At 35.0% G+C, this 12,939-nt stretch carries 9 protein-coding genes; 7 read left to right on the top strand and 2 right to left on the bottom strand.

What is annotated here, in order from left to right:
- Positions 1-97: 97 nt before the first annotated feature.
- Positions 98-1,081, bottom strand: a complete 984-nt coding sequence (locus tag ACMHJ2_RS04800) for a helix-turn-helix transcriptional regulator (RefSeq protein ID WP_413511824.1) — start codon at positions 1,079-1,081, stop codon at positions 98-100.
- Between the two features lie 210 nt (positions 1,082-1,291).
- On the opposite strand from ACMHJ2_RS04800, the gene ACMHJ2_RS04795 reads away from it, so the two are divergent.
- The 7 genes from ACMHJ2_RS04795 (at position 1,292) to ACMHJ2_RS04765 (ending at position 10,911) form a co-directional block, all read left to right on the top strand.
- Complete coding sequence (locus ACMHJ2_RS04795; protein WP_413511823.1) at positions 1,292-2,650, top strand: MATE family efflux transporter; 1,359 nt, start codon at positions 1,292-1,294, stop codon at positions 2,648-2,650.
- A gap of 55 nt (positions 2,651-2,705) precedes the next feature.
- Entirely contained in the window at positions 2,706-3,437 is a 732-nt protein-coding gene (locus ACMHJ2_RS04790) for a DUF6796 family protein (protein ID WP_413511822.1), read from the top strand.
- 154 nt (positions 3,438-3,591) lie between these two features.
- Positions 3,592-5,952, top strand: a complete 2,361-nt coding sequence (locus tag ACMHJ2_RS04785; RefSeq protein WP_413511821.1) for a TonB-dependent receptor — start codon at positions 3,592-3,594, stop codon at positions 5,950-5,952.
- A gap of 3 nt (positions 5,953-5,955) precedes the next feature.
- Entirely contained in the window at positions 5,956-7,245 is a 1,290-nt protein-coding gene (locus ACMHJ2_RS04780) for a hypothetical protein (protein WP_413511820.1), read from the top strand.
- A complete protein-coding gene (locus ACMHJ2_RS04775) occupies positions 7,246-8,433 on the top strand; it encodes an alpha/beta hydrolase-fold protein (RefSeq protein ID WP_413511819.1) in 1,188 nt (395 codons plus the stop codon).
- A gap of 13 nt (positions 8,434-8,446) precedes the next feature.
- Positions 8,447-9,472: a YncE family protein gene (locus ACMHJ2_RS04770; protein WP_413511818.1), complete on the top strand. Its 1,026-nt coding sequence runs from the start codon at positions 8,447-8,449 to the stop codon at positions 9,470-9,472.
- Between the two features lie 227 nt (positions 9,473-9,699).
- Positions 9,700-10,911, top strand: coding sequence for a hypothetical protein (locus tag ACMHJ2_RS04765; RefSeq protein WP_413511817.1), 1,212 nt, complete (start codon positions 9,700-9,702; stop codon positions 10,909-10,911).
- Between the two features lie 54 nt (positions 10,912-10,965).
- Here the strand turns inward: ACMHJ2_RS04765 and ACMHJ2_RS04760 are convergent, their stop codons facing one another.
- Positions 10,966-12,861, bottom strand: a complete 1,896-nt coding sequence (locus ACMHJ2_RS04760) for a DUF349 domain-containing protein (protein ID WP_413511816.1) — start codon at positions 12,859-12,861, stop codon at positions 10,966-10,968.
- Positions 12,862-12,939: the final 78 nt, after the last annotated feature.

The following is a 12,939-nucleotide window of genomic DNA, read 5'->3' as shown; positions in this document are numbered from 1 at the left end:
TTTCTAAGAAGCGAAGCTATATAGGGTAGTAGTAGAATAAGCCCTCGTAAGTTATTTTCTTAAGGATCATTTGGTATGAAGTAGAGAACGAGTTCTTTTATTTATAGAGTGAACTTGGAGAAATACCGTACTTTTTCTTGAAAGCGGTAGAAAAATGACGTTGATTTTTATACCCTATACAATCCGAAACTTCGCTTATATGTAGCATTTGTGTCGTTAATAATTGCTTGGCATATTCCATTTTTTCATGGGCCCAGAAATTGAAAACGGTAGTTCCAAATAACTCTTTAAAGCCTTTTTTAAGGATAAATTCATTCGTTCCTACTTGATGAGCCAAATCAGCTAGAGAAGAGGTACTATCTAAATTTTGAATCATAAAATCCTTAACGGCATATATTTTGTCGATATCTTGTTTTTTTAAAGACCCTTGATAGGGTAGTTCTTCATAAAACTGTTCTAATTGCAAAAGCAATAACTCAATGACTTTTGCTTCTAAGAATAAACGCTTAAAAATTCCCTTTTTATCACAGGTGATGATTTGCTCAATGAGTTGATACATCTGATGATTAATCCGATAATGTTGGGGTTGTAATAAACTAGATTGTCCCTTCTCAATAGCATTTCTGAATTTGTCAAAGAATTGATTGTCAGAAGGCAAGAAACGAGTGAAAAACGAAGGGCTTAAATTAATTTCACAGAGTTGAAAGGGCTCATTCTCCCATTGCATTTGACCCCCTATGCCATTCGTGTACAAAATATTGTGGGAATGGGCATGAAAACTAATAGACTTGTCAAATTGACTCGTATGTGCGGTGGATCTCCCTTTCATTGTAAAGTGCATTTCAATGGTTTCAAAATCACTTTCAAATCCCAAGACTAGCTTATTTGCCAATCGAACATCACCAAACCCTATATGAACACCATCAAAATAGATTTCTTTATAAGTACCTTGACCAATAAACGAATTTAAATAGGTAGTAGATTCTTTTACTACATCTTTTTTGGTTTCAAACAAGTCGGTAGGGTATTCCTTTTCTACCAAGAGATACTTGTGCTTACTATCGTATAATCGTACGGTCATAGCTGTGAATTTTGATTTTTTTTTGACGGACTTTTTAATCCGTATTTGGGACATCAGGAAACAATGGAGCTCCTATCTTTGCGCAAATATATTAATTATTTAGAATGAATCTTAATAGATGCTGTCTTTTTTTGGTAAAGCAGCCGTCTTTAAAAAAGTGAAAAGGAGTAGGTAAGAGACTCTATTCTATCTAAATCAAAGCGAAAAGATATGGATAAACAAACACAATTAATTTTAGAAGGCAAGCTGCCGAAAGTTATGTGGCATTTGGCTTGGCCAGCTGTTGTTGCAATGGTTTTATATGGTTTGAACAATTTTTTAGATGGAATTTTTGTCGGTCATCTTATTAGTAATACAGCTTTAGCGGCCGTAGGTATTGCGTATCCTTTAGCGCAATTTGCGCAAGGTTTCGGCACATTAATTGGTACGGGAATTGGTTCTGCTATTAGTATTTGGATTGGTTCAAAGGATACGGACAAACTTAAAAAGTCTATGGGTACGGTCAATTATTTAACACTTGTTTTTTCTCTTGTATTAACCTTTCCTTGTTACTTTTTTGCGGAAGAATTAGTGTATATGATGGGCGGACGTGGAGAGATTTTAACCTTAGGCGTAGAATATTTTCAGGTCACGATTTTGGGAAGTTTTTTTTGGATTCACGGTTTGGCGTTGAATATGATTATCCGAGCAGAGGGTCGAATGAAAACGGCAGCTTGGATGATTGCTGTAGGATTACTCGTAGATTTAATCTTAAAACCCGTGTTTATTGATGTATTTGGATGGGGAGTAGCTGGTGCCGCTTGGGCAACCAATGCTTCCATGCTTATTTATACCTTGCTTGGGATAAGATATTACGCCAAGGGTAAATCTTCGTTTCAAACAAAATTTTGGTCTCTAAAACGAGACACAGCTATTGTAAAAGAGGCTTTATCTCTTGGAATGCCCGGATTCGTTATGATGGTCATGATTGTTATTCAAAATATTGTAGTTTTCAATGCCTTGGCTAAATATGGTACGGATGGAGATATCACCTTTTTTACTGCAGTTAACCGTTTCTATATCTTATTGAATACCCCTTTATGGGGACTAATGCGCGCTTTACAACCTGTGGCTGGGATGAATTATGGTGCTCAAAATTATGCCAGAAGCATCAAATCCTATCGTTTATTCTCGCTGGTAGGCTTGGCTATATTACTTCCATTCTGGTTGTTTGTTATGCTTTTTCCTTCTGGTGTATTGTCTGTGATGATTCCTCATGTGGAATTTCTTACCCATCAACTTGCAGACTTTCGCATTTATATGAGTGTATTGCTGGTATTGCCTTTTGTATTTATGGCTATGGTTTGGTTTCCCGCAATCGAAGATGCTAAACCCGCAACGATCATCAGTATCCTTCGACAAGTAGTCTTTTATATTCCAATTATGCTTTTTATACCTGGAATATATGGAATAAGCAGCATTTATTGGGCTAGCGCAGCGATTGATTGGTTTGTATTTGCTATGGTAATCTATGCCATTGTTAAGAGCGCAAAGAAATTGAAAATAAAAACAAAACAGGTGAAGTTGTAAGTGAAAGAAAATAAAAAATCGAATTATAAACATTTTAAAACTAATCGAATTAAACATGAATTATTCAACAAAAATTAAGTGGTCCTTTGTTTCAAGTATTATTGCTTCCATCCTTTGGGTAATTGGCGATATTTTAATTGTAGGTTTTCAGGTAGACCCCTCTAAATATCCCTTATTTACACAAACGTATGCGGAAGAACTCGACACAACGCTAGCGCTTTTAATGATAGAAGGGTCTTCTCAACGCCTTATGTTTGGGGCACTAATTGCTTCTATGTCTGCTTTTTTGTTTTTGCCTGCCGTGTGGTTGGCGTATCAATATTTTAAAGATAAAGCGAAATCGTATGCTTGGATTACGTATTTTATATTAATCCTTAGTGTTGTGTTGATGCCCTTAGGCCATGCTGTTTTTTATTATAATGGCGAAATATTTAAAGCGATATATCATACGGATCCTATTGCACATCCTTATTTATTAGAAGTAGCCACAGGTTTTACGCGCGTACTTTATATTGCGTGGGGAACAGCAATTGCCGTTCTGCTATTGGGCTGGTTGTTATTTTCAATAGGTGTATTTTGTGGTAAAACAATTCTACCTAAATGGGCAGGTTTGATTTCTCCTGTGTTTATTACACTGTATCTACAACCGATAAAGATTCTTTTGCCTGATTCTCTTCTAAAGGCCTGGATAAGTGCCGCTGGATTTAATATTGCTTATCTGATCTTTTTTGTTATACTCGCTATTCGCTTTAGAAAACTTGTTTTAAAAGAAGAAGGTGTTAAGTGAACGGGTAACGATTAACTGAACACCTCTCTATTCCCTGTTTACAATTCTAAACAGGGAATAAAACGAACCAATCCAATATTATTTAGAATTATTCTTGTTAATGTGATTTTTTACTATACTTTTGTTTTTATTTAAACTAAATATAAATAACGAAGTGGTAAGCAAATCCCTATTCATTGGTTTTCTTCTTACAGCGAGCAGTCTCTTCGCTCAAAATACCGTTTTTTTTAATTTTGAGAATCAGGAAAAACAAGTGCTTCGGCAAGCAGTATTGTATTTAGATCAAGAAGCTTATCCCGCTGACTCCTTAGGGCATTTGAACTTGGAGTTAAAAAGAGAGGGAACCTATGAAGTTCTTGTTTTAGCAGAAGGTTATCAAACGCTACAACAAGTGCTAAATTTGTCGAAAGGGGATACGCATTTATTAACACTGAATAAAAATCTTACGATACTAGCGGATATCAAAATAACCAAAAACTCAGAAGCCTCAGAAGTCCATCGAGGAATTATTCGGGCCGTAAACATAGATACGAAAAGTCAAGTTGTGCGTCCAACGTCTTTAAGTGATTTAATGAATCGCACAACAGGTATACGCGTGAGGCAAAGCGGAGGGTTAGGTGGTGAAACGAATGTTAGTCTAAATGGTTTTCAAGGTCATGCGATTCGCTATTTCAAAGATGGTATTCCCTTAAATTATTTAGGTAATGCCTATAGTATTTCCACTATTCCTATGGATCTTTTGAGTAAGGTTGAGGTCTACAAAGGGGTTATACCCGTTCACTTAGCGAGTGATGTTTTGGGCGGAGCTGTTAATTTTGTTTCGAATACTACACAAACAAATACCTTGAGAGCTTCTTTAGAATATGGCTCTTTCAATACCTTTCGAAGTGCAGTACGAGGTCATTATAACCTCAATACTAATTTTTATATAGGCGGAGAATTCTTCTCTAATTATTCGGATAATGATTACAAAATTAAAACACCGGATTTAGCATTAGCTTCTACTGAAGCTAAAGTTCGCCTTTTTCACAATAGATACCGACAGTATTACTCTACTATTTATTTGGGTGTAACCAATTTGAAGGCAGCTGATTTACTTCAATTGGATTTTAGTTATTACACCCTAGACAAACAAATTCAACACAGTCCTACCACAATGGCAACCCCGTATGGAGGAATTGAAGATCAACAACACAGCTTAATCCCTTCCTTACGATATAAGAAAAAGCTTTTTCAAGATCGATGGTCTATGGATCAATTTTTAGCTTATAATGTAGTCAAATCAAATGCAATCGATACCCTACAAGGGCGGTACAATTGGCTGGGTGAATTTTCGCCTCGAGGGTATAGAGGAGAAGGAGATCATCCCATGGATGCAGCTATTGATATGACCTTCTTTACAAGCCGAACACTACTTGGATTCCAATGGAGTAATACCCAACAGGTATGGCTTAATTCGACCTACAACTATACCAAAAGAGTAGGAACAGATACGTATGGTAAAAAAATCGAAGATACCCAGCAGCTAAGTATTGAAATCCCCTCTTATTACAAAAAAAATACGATAGCTTTAGGATTAACAAGTCAGTGGTTTTCCAATAAATTAGAAACGAATTTACTTGTAAAAAACTACATTTATTCAAGTGAAGGATTAAACACAGCGTATAATGTAGATTTGAGAACAGCGGATTTGCATACAACTTCAAATACTGCTTGGGGCTGGGCAATGGCGACTAAATATCAAGTCAATGAAAAAATAAACTTGCGTTTTTCTGTCGAGAATGCTCGACGTTTACCAGGATATAGTGAATTGTTTGGTGATAATTTATTTATTGCCTCTAATTTTGATTTGAAACCCGAACAAAGCGTGAATTTTAATTTGGGATTCGATAAACAAGAAGGGCGATTTGAATACAGCTTTAATACTTTCTATCGTCGCACGAAAGATATTATCGTCCTTGCCGCAGGAAATCCTCCTTTGTCACTTTTTATTAATAAAGAACGTGCTGTAGGTTACGGTTTTGAAGGAGATTTCAATTTTAAACTCTTCAATCAAATTAAATTATACAACAATTTTACCTGGCAAAGCATACGCTATGGTCGTTTTGAAAATATAGCCGATCAGTGGTTGAAAGGAAATCGCGTACCTAATACTCCTTATTTCTTTGCCAATATAGGTGCAGAAAGCCAATGGAAGAAAATCTTTACGACCCAAGATGTTTTGACTTTGTATACTCACCTCAATTTTGTTAGAGAATTTTACATACAACCCATTGATAAATCTATGGAACCAAGTGGATTTCTAGGGCTTTTTGGAAGTAGTAAAGGAGATGTAAAGAATATCGTTCCTGATCAAACCTCATTGACGTTAGGTACGGTTTATGAATGGCCTGAAAAAGGCTGGTCTTTAGGGATTGAAATAAGAAATGTATTGAACCAAGACGTATATGATTATTATAAAATTCAAAAAGCAGGTAGAAGTTGCTATCTGAAGTTCAATTATAAACTCAATTAATCTATGAAAACAATGAAACGAATTTTATCCTTGGCTTTTATTCTGCCTTTAGTTATAACAGGATGCTCTTCGGACGATAATACAAAAGGCAAGGACCCAGAACCGCCAATTGGTGCGGAAAGTATGTACTTTGTGATGACTTTGTCAGAAGGAAAAGGGCCTATTAAAAATGGTTTTTTAAAAGGATATCAAGAATTCCCAACAGGATTGATTGATAATGCTACAGGAAATACAACGGCTTCAGGTGGCATGGGGGGTTATCGCCAATATGGAAATCGAGTTTATCGCATGTTTGATGATAATAATGCAAGAAGTTTAGGCCAATTTGTATTTGATAATCAGGGATTCTATTCAACAAAAGCGATTGCAGTAGAACCGAAAATTGCTGGATCAGGAAACTTTACACTAACTGAGGACGGAAATACGGGGTACTACTTTGAAGGAGCTACGCCAATGGAAATTCAAATTTTTGACCCTATTAATATGGTGAAAAAAGGCAAATTAGGTGACTATACTGCGGCGATCCAACAAGTAGAAGAAGAATTGCAACTAACAGGAGTGAATTTTAGAGCCCTAGGACAGCATTTATTAGTGGTTACTGGTGATAAACTATATGCGGATATCACATTTGGAAAAAATCAGGGGGCACAAGGAGGTATGTTTGATGGCGTTTCAACAGATGTTCATTTAGCCGTTATTGATTTGAAATCTGGTGAATGGCTCGCTCATACTGCTGTAAAAAATACAGGAAATATTGCTTTTGTAGATGAAAATCCACTGTATTATTTCGATGAAAATAGGGATTTATACTTTATTACTCAAGGGGTTAAAACTGGAGGATTAGGTGATAAATCTAAAATATCGAGAATTAAGAACGGATCAAATCTGGTAGATGCTTCTTGGGAATTGGACTTTAATACCTTATTTAGTACTGTCTCATCCGGTAAGTTCTCAACGATTTATGTGGAAAAGGGAAAAATAGTTACGTTAGTGAATGAGGTCGCTTTAACAGATCCTCAAACCATTAATTTAACACCAATTTGGAAATATGTAGTTATCGATATTCAAAACAAAGCGATAACGCCAATTCAAATAGAAGGGGTAACCCTAGTAGAAACCCCTGCGGCGGCTTTAGGGGTATCTAAAATTGATGGCAAGCGATTTATTCGCGTTGTAAGTGAAAGTAAACTTGGGTTTTACGAATTGTCAAGCGACTTGTTGCGTGCAAAACCGGCAATTTCAATTGGAAAAGGAGGAAAACCGCAAGGATTATTTAAAGTGAACAGAAAGTAAATGAAGATTATTAAGGTAATAGGAATGTTACTAATAGGATTAATTACGATGAATGTAGAGGCACAAAAAGGCAATACGGTAGTAATCAACGTGCAAGTTGATACCCCAGCTTATCTAAAAGAAGCTATTTATATTACAGGGAATTTCAATGCATGGAATCCCCAAGATGCTCAATATATACTGAGACCTAATTCTCAAGAAGAAGGGAAATATAGTATACAATTAGAAAATATTCCAACGGGAGTTTTAGAATACAAATTTACAAGAGGATCTTGGCAAACCTTGGAATGTTCAACGAAGGGACGTTTAATTAACTTACATGATTACAGCGTTAATAAAGAGGCTACTATTGAGAATACGATTCAAGCGTGGCGCGATCAATATCCTGCTTCTACAGCTCCTGTAGACTTAATTGTATTAGAGAATTTTGTTATTCCTGAACTCAATAGAACACGAGCTATTCGAATTTATTTACCCAAAAATTATGCTACTTCTCAACGTCAATATCCAGTTTGGTATATGCACGATGGGCAAGATCTATTTGATGAAGCCATATCAGAAGGCCGATTAGGACCTGTAGAATGGGAGGTGGATGAAACCATTGAACGTTTAGGAGATAACTATATTATCGTGGGAATTGATCATGAATACGAGAAAAATAGAAGAGAAAAAGAGTATTCCTTTTTTCCAACCAGTCAAACACCTATCGTGGAGGGAAAACAATATATGGCCTTTATTGTCAATACACTAAAGCCGTATATAGATGCGAACTATCGGACTTCAAGTGATAAGGAAAATACGGGGATAGCAGGAGGCTCTTTGGGAGGATTAATCTCGTTATATGGTGGATTAACTTATCCGGAGGTATTCGGGAAAATAGGCGTTTTTTCACCTTCTTTGTGGCAAGACAACCAAAATGTACAAGCGTATTTGGCTTCTTTTTCACTTCAGCAGATCGAACAAATTCAAGAACAACATTATTTCTTTTACGCGGGCGGTAGAGAAAATAGAAAGATTGGTGGGGGACAAGTGGTTCATATGGATCAAGATGTTTTGGCTTTTGTCAAGCAGGTCGAGGCGCAATTTCAAATAAATAATAAAGTAAAAATTGATCCCATGGGGAAACATGGAGCATGGTATTGGCAACAAGCTTTCTCTTGGATGATCGAATTAGATAGTAATCATTAAATACCAATTAATTATGAAATACACAAAACAAATTACCTTAGCAGGAGCCTGTTTATTGGCTGTATCAACCACAACTTATGCACAAACCATTGATAAAAGTGAAAAAGTTGGAAAAGGTCTGTATGAATTAACCTACAACAGTGGAGATAATGGCGTATATGTAGCTTCTGTAGTGGATTTTAAAAATAAAGAAGGAATTATCTACAAATTGAATGGAAATACATTAGCTGTTGAAAAAGAAATCAATGTACAAGGAAATCCTGTTTTCGGCATTGCAATCAACGAAAAAACACAAAAATTGTACGGAACAAATACCATTACCAATGCCATTACAGTAGTTGATTTAAAATCAGGTCAGGTAAAAGTTATTCCTGGAACACTTGAGAATGGACATAATAGAGAAATTGCCATCGATGAAAAAACCAATACAATTTATGCATCAGATACGCAAGAAGAAGGTAGAATCTGGATTATTAATGGCGATAACGATGTCTTAGAAGGTTATATCGAAAATACGGGAATCTTCACAGCAGGCTTAGTGTTTGATACAAAAACAAATAAGTTATACGCAACAAATATGGGTACGAATGAAGTAGCTATTATCGATCCAAAAACAAAAAAAGTAATTAAAAAATTTGCATCTGGAGGTGAAAGCCCAATTAATGTAGCTCTTGATGCATCAGGAAGAAGATTATTTGTTACCAATTCATCTACGGGATTAACAATCCTTAATGCAGATTCAGGAGAACTTCTAAAAGTTGTGAAATTTAAAGGAGGCTCTTTAGGTGTAAAATATGCACCGACAGCAAATAAAATTGTTTTAGCAAATAGAGAGAGTGGTAAAACAGCAATTGTAGATGGGAAAAGTTATGAAGTAGTAACCGAATTGGAAACAGGATCTCATCCGAATACAGTGGCTGTAAACACAAAATTAGGTATTGCTTATGTAACGAATAAAACCAAGCGCATGCCTAAAGAAGAAGGCAAAGAACCACAGGTGGATACCAATGGGGATATAGTTAGTAAAATTCAATTGTAAGTTGAAATGTTAGTTTTAAATTGTAAAAAAGGCTGTTGTAAAGACAGCCTTTTTTTATTGAAATACGAACCGTAAAAACGTTGGGAATCTTTAAGCTATCATTTGAAAGGAAACAGAAGTTTGATGTCCAAATTTTTTGCAAGTTTGAAAAGAAATAAAGCGGAAAACTTTTACTTCAAAAAGAAGTACCCTAACTTAGTAAAGTATTATTTTTTAGCTCATTATTGATGAAACCTATTTATTATAGTATTCCATTTGCCAATTTTTTGATTGCAGCTTTATTAGGTGTATTACTGCGAAGTTTTTATGTGTTTCCAATAGAAGGAATGACCTTTTTGTACGTTTTGCATGCGCATTCTCATCTTGCTTTATTGGGATGGTTGTATATGTTGGTTTATGTGTTATTGGTAGAGAAATTTGCAGTTAAAAATCCAAAAGAAGAAAAGTTTTATCAACGGTTATTTTGGGTGACGCAAGTCTCGGTTATGGGGATGGCTGTAACTTTTCCTTTTCAAGGCTATGCCGCGCCTTCTATTTTCTTTTCAACACTTCATATTATTTGCTCTTATCTCTTTGTTTACCGGATTTGGAGATATAATACGTTGGTAAATAAGCAATTGGCACTTTTGGTAAAAACAGCTTTGTTTTTTATGTTGCTTTCTACAATTGGGGTTTGGTTTTTAGGACCAGCTGTTGGGATGATGGGAAAAACTAGTCCTTTTTATCAATTGTGTATTCAATTTTTCTTGCATTTCCAGTTTGATGGATGGTTTCTTACTGTCTTTCTTGCACTTTTATATACGCAAGTGTTTCGAGAGGCGATGAATAAACAGCACTTCCAGCATTTTTATATGCTTTGGATAGTTTCTGTTTTGCTAAGCTATGCACTGCCTGTCAGTTGGTATATACAAGCTCCCTTTTTGTACTATATCAATAGCTTAGCCGTGGTATTACAAGGAGTAGCAGTTTTATATTGGATTAAACCTTTACTATACAGATTTAATACATTAAAACAAGAATCTAGCCCTTTTACGACCCTATTATTGCTTTTGGCAGGCAGTTGTATGCTTTTGCGAATAGGGACGCAATTCATAGTCCTATCAGAACAAATAACCATAGATTTAAAAGGGTTGAGAAGTTGGATTGTAGGATTTATTCATTTAAATATGTTGGGAATCCTTACTGCATTTGGTTTGTGGTTGCTGATACATCAAGGGAAGATGAGAATGAATTCACTTGTTAAAGCAGGAATTATTAGCTTAGTTATTGGGTTTCTATTCACAGAAGGACTATTATTTGTACAGGGCGTACAATTGTTAGTTGGCTTTACGGCAATAGAAAGTACGACTACTTGGACTCTTTTATTTTGGTTTTCAGTATTTTTACCCCTAAGTATTAGTTGTTTTTTTGGCAGTTATCTACAAAAAGATAAACGTTGAGGTTATACGATAAAGCACAAAAAAAAAGCTGGTAGGATACCAGCTTTTCTATATTTATGAATCTAAACTTCTAATTTGTTGTAGTTTGTCTTTCCAAATTTTTAATTCATCTTTGTATTTTTCAATGCTTTTATGCACTTCTTTTACTAATGGATTATCTTTTGTAGCATTAGAAACATAGGCTAAGTTATTCTCTAACTGTAAAACCCCGCTTGAAATCTCTTCGATTTTACGTTGAATAAAAAGAGCTTCTTGTTGTAGTTTTCTCTTATCATTCGATCCTAATAAATCGTCCAATTTATTTGAGAATTTCATCGCTTCCGTTTCTCTTTTACTCAAACTTAATTTATCAAATAGAACATCTAATATTTTATTGAATTTGCCTTCAATGAAACGCTTATTATGCGGAACATTTCCAAGGTTTTTCCACGTATTGATTTTCTCTTTAATGGCTTCTAAGTCCGTTTTATGATCACCAACAAGTGTGAAAGATTTTAGTTCTTCTAAGAAATCTTTTTTCTTGGTGTAATTTTCATTACCCTCTTGGTTTTCAGTATTTCTAACGGCATGTAAACGATCAAAATAATGGTTACAAGCATCTTTGAAGTCTTTCCAAAGTTGATCAGAATATTTTCTTGGTACGTGTCCAATCTTTTTCCAATCTTCTTGAATTTGCTTCATGATAGGTGTTACATTATCGTAATCCTCACTGTCTTTATACTGTAAAGCTTTTTCAATTAAAGCAAGCTTGTCGTTGTAATTCTTTTGTTGAATACGCTTCAAATCTTTGTAGAATCTATTCTTATTTGCATTGAAGTTTCTCGTTGCTAATTTGAATAAAGCCCATACTTCTTCGTTATTGTCTTGGGGTACTTTACCAATCGAGAAGAAGTGATTGCGAAGTTCTTCTACTTTTTTGATCTCTTTCTGCCATTGGGTATGTGAAGTAATCTCTTGTCTTGATAACAAATCAATTTGACTGATAACATGCACTTTTAATCCCAGATTCTCTTTTTCCCCAACTCTTAAATTTTCAAATAAAAGCTCGCGTTTATCATGCAGTTGCTTGGTTAAATCACTGAATTTTTCCCAAATCTCCTCGCGGATTTCACGATCAACAGGACCTATTTCTTCTCTCCAGATACGGTGTAACGTCTGAAGTTCTCTAAAAGCTTTGATTACATCATTTTCTTGTTGTAATTCTTCAGCTCGTAAAATTATTTTTTGTTTTTGATCTAGATTGTATTTGAAGTCTAAGTCTCTAGATTCTCTGTCTAAATGCAATTGATCATAGAAACGTTCAAGGTGAAAGTGATAGTTATTCCAAACGTGATTGTATTTGTCTTTCGGAATAGCTCCAGCATTTTTCCATTCATCCCTTAAGTCTCCTAATGTTTTAAGTGCATCTGATTTATTTTCACTTGCATCTACTAAATCTTTGATTTGCTCAATAATGTGTAAACGCTTATTTAGGTTAGCGGTTAAATTATTTTGTAATTCTTTGAAATACGCATTTTTTTTCGCTCTGAATTCATTGTAAGATTCATCAAAGGCTGCTTTTACAGGCAGAATATACTCAAAATCATTTGCATTTGCATCTGGATTTTCTTCTAAGAAAGTTTCTCTCTTCTCATCGATAAAATCCGTATACTGTCTGTAGAATTCTTTTTTGATGTCTTCTACTAAATCTTTGATGTTGGTAATCTTATAGCCCTGAATAAGTTTCTGTAACTCATTCGCAAGCTGTTCCATATCTAGCTTCTCATAGTCAAGGATTGTGATGTCATTTTTTTCATGTAAAGCATTGTCTTCACTTTCCTCAGCATTGGATGCAGTAATAGAATCTAGAGCTTTTTCTCTTTCAGCAAGATGTGCAGAATTAGGTGTATTTGATTCCGGGTTTTGTCCATCTGCTAGCTCGTGCAGGTTTTCATTCTTTTCTTCTAACATAGGTATAAAAATCTTATAATTAACAACAATAATCCTTGATTAAGAGGATTCTAATATTCTCAAATTTAGTAAAAAATA

This window comes from Myroides odoratus (assembly GCF_965118575.1).
Taxonomy (GTDB): Bacteria; Bacteroidota; Bacteroidia; order Flavobacteriales; family Flavobacteriaceae; genus Flavobacterium; species Flavobacterium odoratum_B.
The sequence above is the reverse complement of the archived record's forward strand: the minus strand, read 5'-3'. Positions and strand labels throughout refer to the sequence as shown.

Coding starts and splice junctions, on each gene's coding strand:
- ACMHJ2_RS04800 (WP_413511824.1), bottom strand. CDS start 1,081: ATGACCGTACGATTATACGATAGTAAGCACAAGTATCTCTTGGTAGAA.
- ACMHJ2_RS04795 (WP_413511823.1), top strand. CDS start 1,292: ATGGATAAACAAACACAATTAATTTTAGAAGGCAAGCTGCCGAAAGTT.
- ACMHJ2_RS04790 (WP_413511822.1), top strand. CDS start 2,706: ATGAATTATTCAACAAAAATTAAGTGGTCCTTTGTTTCAAGTATTATT.
- ACMHJ2_RS04780 (WP_413511820.1), top strand. CDS start 5,956: ATGAAAACAATGAAACGAATTTTATCCTTGGCTTTTATTCTGCCTTTA.
- ACMHJ2_RS04775 (WP_413511819.1), top strand. CDS start 7,246: ATGAAGATTATTAAGGTAATAGGAATGTTACTAATAGGATTAATTACG.
- ACMHJ2_RS04770 (WP_413511818.1), top strand. CDS start 8,447: ATGAAATACACAAAACAAATTACCTTAGCAGGAGCCTGTTTATTGGCT.
- ACMHJ2_RS04765 (WP_413511817.1), top strand. CDS start 9,700: ATGAAACCTATTTATTATAGTATTCCATTTGCCAATTTTTTGATTGCA.
- ACMHJ2_RS04760 (WP_413511816.1), bottom strand. CDS start 12,861: ATGTTAGAAGAAAAGAATGAAAACCTGCACGAGCTAGCAGATGGACAA.